The organism is Streptomyces sp. NPDC004126 (assembly GCF_050275515.1).
GTDB lineage: Bacteria > Actinomycetota > Actinomycetes > Streptomycetales > Streptomycetaceae > Streptomyces.
The window spans coordinates 62,289-77,863 of sequence record NZ_JBNNPF010000012.1 but is presented as its reverse complement, the minus strand read 5'-3'; the positions used below and the strand labels follow the sequence as shown (position 1 = coordinate 77,863).

Annotated in this window: 12 protein-coding genes; 7 read left to right on the top strand and 5 right to left on the bottom strand. The window is 72.4% G+C overall.

Annotation, left to right across the window (positions count from 1 at the left end; all coding sequences use genetic code 11):
• Nucleotides 1–35: 35 nt before the first annotated feature.
• From ACQKM2_RS14240 to ACQKM2_RS14230, 3 genes are all read left to right on the top strand, one after another.
• Nucleotides 36–1,625 (top strand): glycoside hydrolase family 13 protein, encoded by a 1,590-nt coding sequence (locus ACQKM2_RS14240; protein ID WP_427709510.1) that lies wholly within the window; start codon nucleotides 36–38, stop codon nucleotides 1,623–1,625.
• Nucleotides 1,613–2,626, top strand: a complete 1,014-nt coding sequence (locus tag ACQKM2_RS14235; RefSeq protein ID WP_427709508.1) for a LacI family DNA-binding transcriptional regulator — start codon at nucleotides 1,613–1,615, stop codon at nucleotides 2,624–2,626. The genes ACQKM2_RS14240 and ACQKM2_RS14235 overlap by 13 nt, the downstream gene beginning before the upstream one ends.
• 485 nt (nucleotides 2,627–3,111) lie before the next feature.
• Nucleotides 3,112–3,366, top strand: coding sequence for a hypothetical protein (locus tag ACQKM2_RS14230; protein WP_427709507.1), 255 nt, complete (start codon nucleotides 3,112–3,114; stop codon nucleotides 3,364–3,366).
• A 57-nt stretch (nucleotides 3,367–3,423) separates the two neighbouring features.
• Here the strand turns inward: ACQKM2_RS14230 and ACQKM2_RS14225 are convergent, their stop codons facing one another.
• Nucleotides 3,424–3,678 carry a hypothetical protein gene (locus ACQKM2_RS14225; RefSeq protein WP_427709505.1) on the bottom strand — a complete coding sequence of 85 codons (255 nt, stop codon included), beginning with the start codon at nucleotides 3,676–3,678 and terminating at the stop codon, nucleotides 3,424–3,426.
• Between the two features lie 167 nt (nucleotides 3,679–3,845).
• Between ACQKM2_RS14225 and ACQKM2_RS14220 the strand changes: the two genes are divergently transcribed.
• Together ACQKM2_RS14220 and ACQKM2_RS14215 are read left to right on the top strand one after the other, a co-directional pair.
• The gene (locus ACQKM2_RS14220) at nucleotides 3,846–4,631 is read left to right on the top strand and encodes an alpha/beta fold hydrolase (protein ID WP_427709503.1); all 786 of its coding nucleotides are present in this window, start codon (nucleotides 3,846–3,848) and stop codon (nucleotides 4,629–4,631) included.
• On the top strand, nucleotides 4,628–5,275 hold the full coding sequence (locus ACQKM2_RS14215) for a DUF7003 family protein (protein WP_427709501.1): 648 nt from the start codon (nucleotides 4,628–4,630) through the stop codon (nucleotides 5,273–5,275). The genes ACQKM2_RS14220 and ACQKM2_RS14215 overlap by 4 nt, the downstream gene beginning before the upstream one ends.
• 104 nt (nucleotides 5,276–5,379) lie before the next feature.
• Here the strand turns inward: ACQKM2_RS14215 and ACQKM2_RS14210 are convergent, their stop codons facing one another.
• Complete coding sequence (locus ACQKM2_RS14210; RefSeq protein WP_427709499.1) at nucleotides 5,380–6,027, bottom strand: hypothetical protein; 648 nt, start codon at nucleotides 6,025–6,027, stop codon at nucleotides 5,380–5,382.
• Nucleotides 6,028–6,285: 258 nt separating this feature from the next.
• Here ACQKM2_RS14210 and ACQKM2_RS14205 point away from each other — a divergent pair, with 258 nt between their 5' ends.
• Entirely contained in the window at nucleotides 6,286–8,007 is a 1,722-nt protein-coding gene (locus ACQKM2_RS14205) for a carbohydrate-binding module family 20 domain-containing protein (protein ID WP_427709497.1), read from the top strand.
• Nucleotides 8,008–8,044: 37 nt separating this feature from the next.
• Complete coding sequence (pulA, locus tag ACQKM2_RS14200; RefSeq protein ID WP_427709495.1) at nucleotides 8,045–13,450, top strand: pullulanase-type alpha-1,6-glucosidase; 5,406 nt, start codon at nucleotides 8,045–8,047, stop codon at nucleotides 13,448–13,450.
• Between the two features lie 63 nt (nucleotides 13,451–13,513).
• Here the strand turns inward: pulA and ACQKM2_RS14195 are convergent, their stop codons facing one another.
• From ACQKM2_RS14195 to ACQKM2_RS14185, 3 genes are all read right to left on the bottom strand, one after another.
• Nucleotides 13,514–14,107: a polysaccharide deacetylase gene (locus tag ACQKM2_RS14195; protein ID WP_427709493.1), complete on the bottom strand. Its 594-nt coding sequence runs from the start codon at nucleotides 14,105–14,107 to the stop codon at nucleotides 13,514–13,516.
• A 177-nt stretch (nucleotides 14,108–14,284) separates the two neighbouring features.
• Complete coding sequence (locus ACQKM2_RS14190; RefSeq protein ID WP_427709491.1) at nucleotides 14,285–14,809, bottom strand: N-acetyltransferase family protein; 525 nt, start codon at nucleotides 14,807–14,809, stop codon at nucleotides 14,285–14,287.
• Nucleotides 14,810–14,838: 29 nt separating this feature from the next.
• Nucleotides 14,839–15,546 carry a TetR/AcrR family transcriptional regulator gene (locus ACQKM2_RS14185; protein WP_427709489.1) on the bottom strand — a complete coding sequence of 236 codons (708 nt, stop codon included), beginning with the start codon at nucleotides 15,544–15,546 and terminating at the stop codon, nucleotides 14,839–14,841.
• Nucleotides 15,547–15,575 lie beyond the last annotated feature (29 nt).

Here is a 15,575-nt window from a genome sequence, read left to right as displayed (position 1 = left end):
CCATTGCTCCACCGGCCCGATCTCTCAAGGACACCATGACCCAGCACCTCGCCGACGCACTCCCCACCCCGACCGGGACCCAGCCCGGCTGGTGGAGAGACGCGGTGATCTACCAGGTCTATCCGCGCAGCTTCGCCGACTCCAACGGGGACGGCATGGGGGACCTCGAAGGCATCCGCAGCCGACTGCCCTACCTGCGCGACCTGGGTGTCGACGCCGTGTGGCTCAGCCCCTTCTACGCCTCCCCGCAGGCCGACGCCGGCTACGACGTCGCCGACTACCGGGCCATCGACCCCATGTTCGGCACCCTGCACGACGCCGACGCCGTGATCCGCGAAGCACACGCCCTGGGCATGCGGATCATCGTCGACCTCGTCCCCAACCACTGCTCCGACCAGCACGAATGGTTCAAGCAGGCGCTCCGGGAGGGCCCGGGGACCCCGCTGCGCGAACGCTTCCACTTCCGGCCGGGGAAGGGGGAGTCGGGCGAGCTGCCGCCCAACGACTGGGAGTCCATCTTCGGCGGGCCCGCCTGGACCCGGGCCGAGGACGGGGAGTGGTACCTCCACCTGTTCGCGCCGGAGCAGCCCGACTTCAACTGGGAACACCCGGCCGTCCAGGACGAGTTCCGCTCCGTCCTCAGGTTCTGGCTCGACCTGGGCGTCGACGGCTTCCGCATCGACGTCGCCCACGGGCTGGTCAAGGCCGCCGGGCTGCCCGACCTGGGCCGCGACGAACAGCTCAAGCTGCTCGGCAACCAGGTCCTGCCCTTCTTCGACCAGGACGGCGTCCACGAGATCTACCGCAAGTGGCGCACCGTCCTCGACGAGTACGCCGGCGACCGCATCGGCGTCGCCGAAGCCTGGGCCCCCAACGTCGAACGCACCGCCCTCTACGTACGCCACGACGAGCTGCACCAGGCGTTCAACTTCCACTACCTGACCACCGGCTGGGACGCGGCCGCGCTGCGCGCCACCATCGACGCGTCGCTCGACGCCATGCGGCCCGTGGGCGCCCCCACGACCTGGGTGCTGTCCAACCACGACGTGGTCCGCCACCGGACCCGCTTCGGCAGCCTGGCGCGGGCGCGCGCCGCCGCACTGCTGATGCTGGCCCTGCCCGGATCCGCGTACGTCTACCAGGGCGAGGAGCTTGGACTGCCCGAGGTCACCGACCTCCCGGACGAGGTGCGCCAGGACCCCTCGTTCTTCAAGGCGAACGGGCAGGACGGGCTGCGCGACGGATGCCGCGTCCCGCTCCCGTGGTCCGGCGACACGGCCCCGTACGGCTTCGGGACCGGCGGCAGCTGGCTCCCGCAGCCCGCCCAGTGGGCGGAACTGAGCGTCGAGGCGCAGACCGGGGACCCGCAGTCCACGCTGGAGCTGTACCGCACCGCCCTGCGGATCCGGCGCGAGCACGCCGACCTGGGGTCCGGGGACGCCGTGCAGTGGCTGGACGCCCCGGAAGGGGTGCTGATGTTCCGCCGGGGCGGCTTCGTGTGCGCGGCCAACACGACGGGGGACGCGGTGCGGATACCTTCGCCGGGCGAGGTGCTGCTGGCGAGCGGCGAGCTGCCCGAGGCGGGCGTCCTGCCCGGTGACACGGCGGTGTGGTGGCAGGGGTGAGTTCCCCGCTGCGGCTGACGGACATCGCCTCGCAGGCCCAGGTCAGCGAGGCGACGGTCAGCCGCGTCCTCAACGGCAAGGCGGGCGTCGCGGCCGGCACCCGGCACCGGGTGCTGGCCGCCATGGACCTGCTCGGCTACGAACGGCCGGTGCGGCTGAAGCGGCGCAGCAACGGGCTGGTGGGGCTGCTGATCCCCGAACTGACCAACCCGATCTTCCCGGCGTTCGCGCAGGTCATCGAGCAGGCCCTGGCCGGGCAGGGGTACACGCCGGTGCTGTGCACCCAGACCCCGGGCGGCGCCACCGAGGACGAACTGGTCGAGCAGCTGGAGGAACGCGGAGTCACCGGCATCGTCTTCCTCTCCGGCCTGCACGCGGACTCGTCGGCCGACCCGGCGCGCTACCAGCGGCTTTCGGCGCGCGGGCTGCCGTTCGTGCTGATCAACGGCTTCAACGAGGCCATCAGCGCCCCCTTCGTCTCCCCGGACGACCGGGCGGCCGCCGACATGGCCGTACGGCACCTGGAGGAGCTCGGACACCGGCGCATCGGGCTCGCCATCGGGCCGACGCGCTACGTCCCCTCGGCGCGCAAGGAGCAGGGGTTCCTGGCCGCGCGGCCGGGGGCGGCGGAGGAAGGGCTGGTCCAGCGCACCCTGTTCACCGTCGAGGGCGGCCACGCGGCGGGCGGCGCCCTCCTGGACCGGGGCTGCACGGGCGTGGTCTGCGCCAGCGACATGATGGCCCTCGGCGTCATCCGCGCCGCCCGCGAACGGGGCCTGCGCGTCCCCGAGGACGTCTCGGTGGTCGGCTTCGACGACTCCCCGCTCATCGCCTTCACGGACCCCCCGCTGACGACGGTCCGCCAGCCGGTCCGTGCCATGGCCACGGCGGCGGTCGGCGCCCTCCTGGAAGCGGTGGCCGGCACCCCGGTCCAGCGCACGGAGTACGTCTTCCAGCCGGAGCTGGTGGTCCGAGGCTCGACGGGGACGGCGCGGGGGTAGGGGAGCGGGATCCCCCTGGACCGGATCGGGGAGGGTTTGGGGGTTTCCCGTCAGTCCCATCGTCCTTCCGGTTCGGGCCGTCCTGTCAAGGGCGCTCCTTCGTCGCGTCGCTTCGCGATGGCCTTCGGCGACCCTTGACAGGCCGTCCCGCCCCGGAATGCCGAAAGACTGCCGGGAAACCCCCAAAAGGAACGGTCACAGGGGGAGAGGAGCGAGAAGCGGTTCCGTCAGCGATCCAGGAGGTGTCGGGGCCGGCTCGCTGGGCATCCGGGCCCTCAGATGTCCTGACTCCGGGCCGGGGGCCCGGCTACCCGCACGAAAGGCCGAACAGAGCCCCGGGGACGCCCTCAAGCGCAGCAGATCGCTACGCGCTCCTCACGTCTCGGCGTCCGACGGCCGTCTGGGGCTGGTACCCGCACCGGAGGTTGATCATGGTCAGGCCGTGTCCGCGCAGGTACTCGTCCTCTTGTGAGAGCCTGCGCCGCATGGGGATCGCGAAGAAGGGCACGCGGACGATCGTCGTGGACGGCGAGAGGTACCGGTGGGTGGTCGCGGCCGATGACGAGCCCGGGCTCGGCATCGTCGTCGAGCACGCGGAAGCCGAGGGGCAGCGGATGGTGACGTGGGTCGAGCACGGGACGGTGATCGCGCCGGGGCTCGTCGAGGTCGTCGTCCGGCGGGCGTTGGAGCGCCACGGCTGGACGCCCCGGGAGCGGGGGAGGCAGCTCACGCTGCGCTAGAACGCCGCGGGGGCGGACCGACGTTGCCGTCGGGCCGCCCCCGCGGGTCGTTCCGGGTCAGGCGCCCAGGTGGGAGCCGTTCGCCCACTTCTTCTCGCCGTCCTTGTGGCAGGAGGAGTGGAAGACCGGGCCGGCGAAGGACGGGAGGTTGTGGGGGACCGCGGCGAACGTCGAGCAGTCCGACGAGTGGGCCTTGTGGCCGGCGTCGAAGTAGTCGATCTCGACACCGTCGTTGGCCAGGGCGGCACCGGCCCCGCCCAGGAGGATGCCGGCAGCCAGGACGGACGCGGTGACAGCGGAACGAATGCGCATGACTCCCCTAAGGATCAATGGTCGGACGCGCCGGTCGATCCGCGCGTCGGCCGGTCCAACCGTGCGCGGGCGCCGCCAGGAACGGCCGTTCACTCCAATGCCCGCAGCTGTATCGTTTCGGCGTCCCGCGCTTCCGCCGGTTGGGTGCGTCGTGCAAGCATCTGCGGATGATCAGACTTGCCGATGATCTCGGCCATCTCGCGTACGTCGTTTCCGGTGACGGGCCGCCCGTCGTACTCGTGCACGCCGGCGTCGCCGACCACCGGATGTGGGACGACGTCGTGCCCGCACTCGCGGAGCGGTACACCGTCATCCGCCACGACCTGCGCGGCTTCGGCGAATCCGCCCCGCCGGCCGGCCCGTACAGCGACGCCGACGACTTGCGGCGCCTCCTGGACCACCTCGGTCACGACCGCGTCCGGCTCGTGGGCGCCTCCTGGGGCGGCCGTGTCGCCGTGGACTTCACCCTCGCGCATCCGGAGCGGGTGCACTCGCTGGCGCTGTTCGCCGCCCCCTGGCCCGGCTACGACTGGTCCGCGGAGATGCACGCGTACGACGGCGCGGAGACGGCCGCCATGGCCGCGGGGGACGTGGACGCCGCCACGCAGGTCAACCTCGACATGTGGCTGCGGGGGCCGGCGCGGGAGTGGGCGGACGTGGCCGCCGGTCTGGCCGACCGGGTGCGTGAGCCGATGCGGACCTCGCTGGTGAACATGGCCGCCCGCGACGAGCACGGGCAGGGGCCGGGGAAGGGCGATCTCGCCGCGATCTCCGTTCCCACGCTGGTGGGGGTCGGCAAGCTGGACGTCGCCGACTTCCAGGACATCGCCCGGCGCTACGCCGCCGAGATCCCCGGTGCGGCCCTGGTCGAATTCCCCACCGCCGCCCATCTCGTCGCGATGGACGCGCCCGTGGAACTCGGTGCGCAGCTGGGAACGTTCCTCGCCCGATGATGACGACCTCTTCGATCCTCGGGCATTTCGACCTCAGTGCGGAGCGGGCGGACTTCCCCGACCTGAACAACGGCTACTACTACCCGGTGGACGCACGCCTGCACCTCTTCGGGGACCGCTCGCGCTGGGCCGTGGTCGTCGAGCTCCTGGGCTACACGCCTCGCGGCGGCAACCTCATCGACGTGGTGCACAGCCTGGGGAACTGTCTGACGCGGGAGCCGTCCGGCTGCCTGAGCGACGAGGACTTCCTGGAACGCGTCGAGAACATGGACGAGATCGACCCCGAGGGCGAAGAGGTCTTCACGGGAGGCGTCCCCGTGGTCGTACGCGGCGCCGCGCTGGCCGTCGACGCGGACGCCGGAACGCGCTTGCGGGAGGTGTTCCGCAGCCTCGTCCCGGCACACCGGGACCTCCTGCTCGCGGACGAGACAGAGCTGCGCGCCCGCATCCCCGGGGACCTGCCCGTGCTGCTTCGGCTCGACGAATGGCACCAGCCGGAAAACTTCTGGGACGTCAAGCCGAGTGAGCACGAGACCTTCCGGATGCTCGCCGAGGTCCTGGACTCAGGGGACCCGACCCGCTACCGCCCGACCCTCCCGCCGAACACCCACTGGTCCCACTGGCCGGACGCCGGGACGCTGTAGCGGCTCGCCTCTCCTCTCCACGCGGACACCAGCCCCGGAATGCCGATGGGACTGACGGGAAACCCCCAAACCCTCCCTGCTCCCGCTCGGCGAGATGGGGTTCCTCAGGGTGCCGCGCTGGCCGTGAGGTTCTGGTTGGCGGTGATGGTGGAACCGGGGCTGCCGAAGTTGTTGGTCGTGTTGTTGTTGAAGATCGGGGCCACGCCGCTGAGATCGACCGGAAGGATCGACCCGCCGCCACCGGCTCCGTCCGGGTTGTCGCAGCCCGGTCCGGTAATGCGGGTCGGGTCGCTGGCAGCGTCGTAGAAGATTCCTGCGGTGACGCGTGCGGTGTTGGTGACTGCGCACGGCGCGGTGTCCGCGATGTTGACCCGAACCTCGAGCGTGTAGCCCTGGTACGCCGGCAGAGCATCGGTGTCGCACTGGAGCACGGTGCGTTCGGGGTTGGCTGTACAGGCGAGGTTCAAGCCGGTGGGAAGAGCCACGGCTTCGGTGGCCGCGACGGTGATGCCTTGCGGAAGCGTGTCCGACATGACGGACCCTTCGAAGGTCGTCGCATCGCCTCGGTTGGCGACCGTGATGATGTAGGTCCCCGTACCGCCCCTGGCGAAATCCCCCGAGTGGGTCTTCGAGATCTCCAGCTGTGCCGACGCGTACGCCGGGCCGGCCCCCGAGGTGAGCGTCAGGGCGATGCCCAGCCCCAGGACGGTGCCGAGGGCGCCGAAGCGTCGCTTCAACGTGTGGTTGGCCATGGTGGTTTCTCCTGTCGTGTATGGGTCTGTTGGGAGCTGTGCTCGCGTGGGACCCCTGCACACCCGGGAACGCGCTGGGCCACGGCCGATTACGGGCATGGCGTCCGCCTCACCCGTTCGCCGCCCGCCATCAGCGATCCGTGATCGGAAACAATTCTGCAATCTCTTGCGCAAGGTCTTGCAACACTCCTGGTCGCCCCCCTACGGTCGCGTGCAACCCCCCACGCCCCCACACCTTCCCGCCAGGAGGACCCCCGCATGGCTCGATCCCGATCCCTGTCCGCGCGCGCCGGCAGAGCCGCGCTGGCGGCGGCCGCGTTCGCCGCCGCTTCCCTCACCGTGCAGGCGCCGCCGGCTTCGGCGGCGCCGCCCGGGGAGAAGGACGTCACCGCCGTGCTGTTCGAGTGGCGGTTCGCCGACGTCGCCAGGGCGTGTGCCGGCAGCCTCGGCCCCGCCGGGTACGGGTACGTGCAGGTGTCGCCGCCGCAGGAGCACGTGCAGGGGTCCCAGTGGTGGACCTCGTACCAGCCCGTCAGCTACAAGATCGCCGGGCGGCTCGGGGACCGGGCCGCCTTCAAGGGCATGGTCGACGCCTGTCACGCCGCCGGGGTGAAGGTCGTCGCCGACTCCGTCGTCAACCACATGGCCGGCCCCGCCGACCCCGGTGCCACGTTCACCGGGACCGGCGGGTCGGCGTACTCCAAGTACTCCTACCCCGGGCTCTACTCCGGTGCGGACATGGACGACTGCCGGGCCGAGATCTCCAACTACCAGGACAAGGGCAACGTCCAGAACTGCGAGCTCGTCAAGCTCGCCGACCTCGACACCGGCGAGGAGTACGTGCGCGGGCGGATCGCCGGGTACCTCAACGACCTGCTCTCCCTCGGGGTCGACGGGTTTCGGATCGACGCCGCGAAGCACATGCCCGCCGCCGACCTCGCCAACATCAAGTCCCGGCTGAGCAACCCTTCCGTGTACTGGAAGCAGGAGGCGATATACGGGGCCGGGGAGGCGGTGAGCCCGGCCGAATACCTCGGGACCGGTGACGTGCAGGAGTTCCGGTACGCCCGGGACCTCAAGCGGGTCTTCCAGAACGAGAACCTCGCCCACCTGAAGAACTTCGGGGAGGCCTGGGGGTACATGTCCTCCGGCGCGTCCGGGGTGTTCGTCGACAACCACGACACCGAGCGCAACGGCGAGACCCTCAACTACAAGAACGGCGCCGACTACACCCTCGCCAGCGTGTTCATGCTGGCCTGGCCCTACGGTTCGCCCGACGTGCACTCCGGGTACGAGTGGACCGACAAGGACGCCGGCCCGCCGAACGGCGGCACCGTCAACGCCTGCTACTCCGACGGGTGGAAGTGCCAGCACGCCTGGCCGGAGATCTCCTCGATGGTCGGATTCCGCAACACCGCGCGCGGGCAGGGCGTCACCGACTGGTGGGACAACGGCGGTGACCAGATCGCCTTCGGGCGCGGGGCCAAGGCGTACGTCGCCCTCAACCACGAGGGGTCCGCGCTGACCCGGACCTTCCAGACCTCCCTCCCCGCCGGCACCTACTGCGACGTGCAGAACGGCGGCCGCGCCGTGACCGTCGACTCCGGCGGCCGGTTCACCGCCACGCTCCAGCCGCAGACCGCCCTCGCCCTGCACACCGGCGCCCGGAGCTGTACGCCGGCCTCCGCCGCCGGGGCCTCGTTCGCCGTGAACGCCACCACCGTCCCCGGCCAGGACATCTACGTCACCGGCGACCGCCCCGAGCTCGGCGGCTGGAACACCGCCGCCGCCCTCAAGCTCGACCCGGCCGCCTACCCCGTGTGGAAGCTCGACGTCACCCTCCCGGCCGGGACCTCCTTCGCCTACAAGTACGTCCGCAAGGACGCCTCCGGGAACGTCACCTGGGAGAGCGGGGCCAACCGCAACGCCACCGTCCCCGCGGGCGGCAAGGTCACGCTGACCGACACCTGGCGCAACTGACACCCGACCGCACAGCCCGAGCCCGAGGAGAGACGCCTTGATACGCCCCGCCGCGGGAGCCGTCGCAGCCGCCCTGGCCGTGACGCTCCTGCCCGCCCTCCCCGCGGCCGCCGCCGCGCAGGCCCCGCCGCCGCCGTCGGACGCGAAGCTGGCCGCCGAGCCCGCCCGGCACGACCTGACCCGCGAGCAGTTCTACTTCGTGCTCCCGGACCGGTTCGCCAACGGCGACCCGCGCAACGACCGGGGCGGGCTGGCCGGCGGCCGTCTGGAGACCGGCTACGACCCGACGGACAAGGGCTTCTACCAGGGCGGGGACCTCAAGGGGCTCACCGACCGGCTCGACTACATCAAGGGGCTCGGCACCACCGCCATCTGGCTGGCGCCGATCTTCAAGAACCAGCCGGTGCAGGGCAAGGGGGCCGATGCCTCGGCCGGCTACCACGGCTACTGGATCACCGACTTCACCCAGGTCGACCCGCACTTCGGCACCAACGCCGACCTGGAGCGGCTCGTCGACAAGGCGCACCGCAAGGGGATGAAGGTCTTCTTCGACGTCATCACCAACCACACCGCCGACGTCGTCGACTACCGCGAGGGCTCGCACGAGTACCTGTCGAAGGGGGCCTTCCCCTACCTGACCGAGGACGGGGTCCCCTTCGACGACTCCGAGTACGCGGACGGCGGCAAGCGGAAGTTCCCCGCCGTCGACGCCGGCGGGTCCTTCCCCCGTACGCCCTTCGTGCCCGAGGGGAAGAAGGACCTCAAGGTCCCCGCCTGGCTCAACGACCCGGCGATGTACCACAACCGGGGCGACTCCACCTTCGCCGGGGAGTCCTCGGAGCAGGGCGACTTCTCGGGCCTCGACGACCTGTGGACCGAGCGCCCCGAGGTCGTCAGCGGGATGGAGAAGATCTACCAGAAGTGGGTCGAGGACTACGAGATCGACGGCTTCCGCATCGACACGGTCAAACACGTCAACACCGGCTTCTGGACCCAGTGGGCGACCGCCCTCGACAAGTACGCGGCCCGGCGCGGCCGCCCGGACTTCTTCATGTTCGGCGAGGTGTACTCCGCCGACACCGCCGTCACCTCCCCCTACGTCACCCGCGGCCGCCTCGACGCCACCCTCGACTTCCCGCTGCAGGACGCCATCCGCGCCTACGCCTCCCAGGGCGCGCCCGCCGGCCGGCTGGGCTCCGTGCTCGCCGACGACTACCGGTACACCACCGACAAGGCCAACGCCTACGAGCAGGTGACCTTCCTCGGCAACCACGACATGGGCCGCTTCGCCTCCTTCCTGAAGCAGGACCGGCCCGGGGCGGGGGAGCGGGAGCTGCTCGACCGGTACCGGTTGGCGAACGAGCTGATGTTCCTCTCCCGGGGCAACCCGGTGATCTACTCCGGCGACGAGCAGGGCTTCACCGGCTCCGGCGGCGACAAGGACGCCCGCGCGCCCCTCTTCGCCACCCGCGTCGCCGACTACCTGGACGACGACCAGCTCGGAACGGCGCGCACGCACGAGAGCGATGCATACGATCCGGAGCACCCGCTCTACACCCAGATCAGTGCTCTCTCGAAGCTGACCAAGGCCCACCCGGCCCTGCGCGACGGCATCCAGAGCGAGCGCCTCGCCGACGGCTCCGCGTACGCCTTCGCCCGCACCGACCCCAAGGCCCGTACCGAGTACCTGGTCGCCGCCAACAACAGCGGCACCGCCCGGACCGTCGAGGTGGACGCCCCGCCCGGCACCTCCTACCGGCCCCTGTACGGCGCCACCGGCCCCGGCGGCACCCCCTACGCCGCCCCCGCCCCCCTCACCGCCTCCCCGGCCGGCAAGCTCACCCTGAACCTGCCTGCCCTCGGCACCGTCGTCCTCCAGGCCACCACCCCCCTGCCCGCCCCCACCGCGGGGCCCTCGCTCACCCTCAAGGCCCCCGCCCCCGGCGCCACCGGCACCGTCGAGCTGTCCGCGGACCTCACCCCCGGCGCCGGCCCCGGCGCCCTCACCCGCGTCGTCTTCGCCGCGCAGACCGGCACCGGCACGTGGCAGGTCCTCGGCTCCGCCGACCACGCCCCCTACAAGGTCACGCAGGTCATCGACCCGGCCACCCCCGCCGGCACGCCCCTGCGCTACAAGGCGGTGGCCGTCGACTCCGCCGGCCGCACCGCCTCCGCCCCCGCCGCCTCCACCACCGGGCAGACCCCGCCGCCCACACCCCCCACCGCCACCCAGCGCGACTACGCCGTCGTCCACTACAACCGCCCCGACGGCGACTACACCGACTGGCGCCTGTACGCCTGGGGCGACCTCGCCGACGGAGAGGCCACGCCCTGGCCCGAGGGCCACGCCTTCACCGGCCGCGACGCCTACGGCGCCTTCGCGTACGTACGCCTGGGGCCCGGCGCCTCCTCGCTCGGCTACCTCGTCATCGACAAGGACGGCAACAAGGACGTCGCCGCCGACCGCACCCTCGACCTGACGAAGACCGGCGAGATCTGGCTCGAACAGGGCAAGGAACCCGCCCGCACCGACCGCCCCGCCTACCCGCCGCAGGACCGGACCAAGGCCGTCCTGCACTACCAGCGCCCCGACGGCTCCCACGACGGCTGGGGCCTCCACGTGTGGACCGGCGCCGCCAACCCCACCGACTGGTCCAAGCCCCTCCAGCCCACCCGCACCGACTCCTACGGCGCCGTCTACGAGGTCCCCCTCGCCCCCGGCGCCACCAGCCTGAGCTACATCCTCCACAAGGGCGACCAGAAGGACCTGCCCACCGACCAGTCCCTCGACCTGAAGGCCACCGGCCACGAGGCGTGGCTGCTCGGCGGCCGCGAGAAGTACCTCCTCCCGCAGCCCGCCGGCTCCTCCGCCGCCCTCGACCCCACCAAGGCCGAGGCCGTCTGGATCGACCGCGACACCCTCGCCTGGAACGCCCCGCAGACCGCCGCCTCCCTCCAGCTCCTCGCCTCCCGCGACGGCCGGATCACCGCCGCCGGCGGCGTCCTGCACGAAGCCGGCGCCCAGTGGCTGCGGCTGAACCGCTCCGCCCTCACCCCCGCCCAGAAGCAGAAGTTCCCGCACCTGGCCGCGTACACCGCCTACACCGTCGACCCCCGCGACCGCGACCGCGTACGCGAGGCCCTGCGCGGCCAGCTCGTCGCGAGCGCCCGCGCCGCGAACGGCGCCGCCCTCGCCGCCACCGGCGTCCAGCTCGCCGGCGTCCTCGACGACCTGTACGCCGCCAACGCCGCCGGCACCCCCCTCGGCCCCGTCTTCAAGGACGGCCGCCCCACCCTCTCCGTCTGGGCCCCCACCGCCCAGCAGGTCGCCCTAGAACTCGACGGCCGCACCGTCCCCATGCGCCGCGACGACACCACCGGCGTCTGGTCGGTGCGCGGCGACCGCTCCTGGACCGGCAAGCCCTACCGCTACGCCGTCACCGTCTGGGCGCCCAGCACCCGCCAGATCGTCCGCAACCTGGTCACCGACCCCTACTCCACCGCCCTGACCACCGACTCCACCCACAGCCTCGCCGTCGACCTGGCCGACCCGAGGCTCGCCCCGCCCGGCTGGAAGGAACTGCGCAAGCCCGCGCCCGTCCCCTTCACCAGCGCCCAGATCCAGGAGCTCCACATCCGCGACTTCTCCATCGCGGACACCACCACCAGGCACCCCGGCCAGTACCTGGCCTTCACCGACACCGGCTCCGCCGGCATGCGGCACCTGCGCGACCTGGCCGCCGCCGGCACCTCGTACGTCCACCTCCTGCCCGCCTTCGACTTCGGGACCGTCCCCGAGGACCCGAAGGCCCGCACCGAACCCGCCTGCGACCTGAAGGCGTACGCCCCCGACTCCGACCAGCAGCAGGCCTGCACCGCCGCGGCCGCCGCGAAGGACGGCTTCAACTGGGGCTACGACCCGCTGCACTACACCGTCCCCGAGGGCTCGTACGCCGGCGACCCCAACGGCACCGCCCGCACCGTCGAGTTCCGCAGGATGGTCCAGTCCCTGAACGGCGCCGGCCTGCGCACCGTCATGGACGTGGTCTACAACCACACCGTCGCGTCCGGGCAGTCGGACAAGTCGGTCCTCGACCGGATCGTCCCCGGCTACTACCAGCGGCTCCTCCCGGACGGCTCCGTCGCCACCTCCACCTGCTGCTCCAACACGGCGCCCGAGAACGCCATGATGGGCCGCCTCGTCGTCGACTCGGTCGTCACCTGGGCCAGGCAGTACAAGGTCGACGGCTTCCGCTTCGACCTGATGGGCCACCACCCGAAGGCCAACATCCTGGCCGTCCGCAAGGCCCTCGACGAGTTGACCCCCGCCAAGGACGGCGTCGACGGGAAGAAGATCGTCCTCTACGGGGAGGGCTGGAACTTCGGCGAGGTCGCCGACGACGCCCGCTTCGTGCAGGCCACGCAGAAGAACATGGCCGGCACCGGCATCGCCACCTTCTCCGACCGGGCCCGCGACGCCGTCCGCGGCGGCGGCCCCTTCGACGAGGACCCCCGCGTCCAGGGCTTCGCCTCCGGCCTGTTCACCGACCCCAACGGCGCCCCGGCCAACGGCACCCCGGCCGAGCAGCGGGCCCGCCTGCTGCACGCCCAGGACCTCCTGAAGGTCGGCCTCTCCGGCAACCTCGCCGCGTACGCGTTCACCGACTCCGCCGGCCGCCGCACCACCGGCGCCGGCGTCGACTACAACGGCGCCCCGGCCGGCTACGCGGCCGCCCCCGGCGACGCCCTCGCCTACGCCGACGCCCACGACAACGAGTCCCTGTACGACGCCCTCTCCTACAAGCTGCCCGCCGGGACCTCCACCGCCGACCGGGCCCGCATGCAGGTCCTCGCCATGTCCACCGCCACGCTCTCCCAGGGCCCGGCCCTCTCCCAGGCGGGCACCGACCTGCTCCGCTCGAAGTCCCTGGACCGCAACTCCTTCGACAGCGGCGACTGGTTCAACGCCCTGCACTGGGACTGCCGCGACGGCAACGGCTTCGGCCGGGGCCTGCCGCCCGCCGCCGACAACCGCGCCAAGTGGCCCTACGCGAAACCCCTGCTGACCGGCCCGGCCCCCGGCTGCGCGGAGATCACCGGGGCCTCCGCCGCCTACCGCGACCTGCTGCGGATCCGTACGACGGAGCCGGCGTTCGCCCTCACCACCGCCGAGGCCGTGCAGCAGCGGCTGTCGTTCCCGCTGTCCGGGCCCGAGGAGACCCCGGGCGTCCTCACCATGGCCCTCGGCGACCTGGTCGTCGTCTTCAACGCCACCCCCGCCGACCAGCGGCAGCGCGTCCCCGCCCTCGCCGGCACCGGCTACGCCCTGCACCCCGTGCAGGCGGCCGGCGCGGACCCGGTGGTGAAGCGGTCCGCGTACGACCCGGCGACGGGGGAGTTCACCGCCCCGGCGCGCACGGTCGCGGTGTTCAAGCGCGGCTGACGCGCGGCCCCGAGGGGGAGGTACCGGCCGCGGTCCGGTACCTCCCCCTCGGTCGTTCCCCGCTCAGACCCAGACGCGTACGGCTTCCATCCGCCGCGACTGGCCCGTGGTCCCCACGTACACCGGGTTGCCGCTGACCGCGTTCAGCCAGGCGTAGTCCGCCACGTGCGCCTGCGCCGCCACGCCGCCCGAGCCGACCTGGAGGCCGAGCGCCTCCATCCGCCGCGACTGGCCGGTCGTGCCGACCGTCACGGCCTTGCCGTCCGCCGCGCACCGCCAGCCCTGCCAGCCGATGTCGGCGAGGTGGGCGTTGGCACAGATGCCGCCCGTTCCGCCGGTCGCGATGGTCAGGGCCTCCATGCGGCGGCTCTGGCCGGTGGTGCCGGCGATCGCGCCGTCGCACACCGCCGACTGCCAGCCGATGTCCTGCACGTGCGCGGCGTAGCAGACCACCCGTGCCGCCGGCGCCAGCGCGTGCTGCCGCGCGGCCGCCGCCTCGACGTCCGCGACCACCGCGGCGGGCGCCTCGGCCGCCGCCCCGCCCCGTTCCGGCGCCGCCGGCCGCTCCTGGGCCCCGGCCACGCCCGTGGCCCCCAGGACGCCCGCCAGCGCCATGCCTAAGACGGCGCCCGCGGCCCTGCCCATGGACTTCCCCATGATCTGTCCCCTCTTGGTACCGATGTGGTCCGACTGGTCGCCACCATCAGTACCGGCGCGCCGGAGCGGGCGGCAACCGGTTGCCCGGCGCACGGCCGAGAGCCGCCCCGGCATGGCGCGCCCGGAGCACTTGCGGGGTGCGCGCAGGGCGTGCTTCGGGCGTGCTTCAGAGGTGCTTCAGACGTCGAGGCGCCGCTCCAGCAGGATCACCCCGTACACCCGGCCGTCCTTGCCCTCCTTCGAGGGGAACTCGCCGACCACCCGGTAGCCCGCGCTCCGGTAGTACGCCAGCAGCTTCGGGTTGCTGGACACGCAGTCCAGCCGCGCCCGGTCCCGCCCCGTCCGGGCGATCCGGTGCTCGGCGTGCTCCAGGATCCGCAAGCCCGCCCCGGGCGGCGCGGCCTTCCGCTCCACCATCAGCCGGTGCACGTAGCCCGCCACCGGCGGCTGCACGCCCCAGGCCTCCTCGTCGGACCACCAGAGCTCGTACGCCCCCACGATCCGCCCGTCGGCGTCCTCGGCGAGCCAGACCTCACCGTCGCGCATCCGCGCGCGGAAGTGCTCGGCGTCCTTGTCGCCCGGCTTCCACTGGTCGATCCCCTGGTCGAGCATCCACCGGGCGGCCTGGTCGTGCAGCTTCGCCAGCGTGGCGGCGTCTTTCTCCCCGGCCGCCCGGAACAACATCCCGTCGTCAATGATCACGCGGGCATTATCGCCAGCCGAGCGACCGCTCAGTCTCCCTGCCCCGTCCCCGGGACGAGGGCCGCCAGCCGCCCGACCAGTTCCCCGAACGGTCCGTCGGCCGGCTCGTCCGCGAGGATCCGTACGAGGATCCCCGCCATCTCCGCGTCGTACGCGGCGCTCACCGCCGCCAGCGCCGCGAAGTCGTGCACCAGCTGGAGTTCCAGCTCGGCCCGCGGGATCCGCCGTCCGTCGAGCCACAGCAGGGCCGTGGACTCGGCCAGCGACACCCAGGACCGCACGACGAGCTCCAGCCGGGCCGGCGGGTCCTGCACGCCGATGTGCACGAGGATCTGCTCGTACGCGGCCTGCCGGACCTCGTCGATCATCGCGTTGGCGCGGCTGCTGCCCGCCGCCGGGCCGCCGCGCAGCAACGCCGAGAAGCCGGGCCCGTGTTCGTCGACGAAGGCGAAGTAACGGCCCATCACCCGCAGCAGCCGGGGCCCCAGCGGCCCCTCCTGCGGCTCGACGAACCGTGCCGCGAGCTCGTCGGCGGCCCGGCGCAGCGCGGCCTCGTACAGGCTGAGCTTGCCGGGGAAGTAGTGGTAGACGAGCGGGCGGGATATCCCGGCGGCCGCCGCGATCTCGTCGATCGACACGTCGTCGGGGGAGCGGTGGCTGAACAGCTCCAGGGCCACCCCGATCAGCTGTTGCCGCCGCTCCTCGACACCCATCCTGCGTCGCACCCCGGTTGTCATGCCGACACCCTACTTCCCGGGCGGGGGTG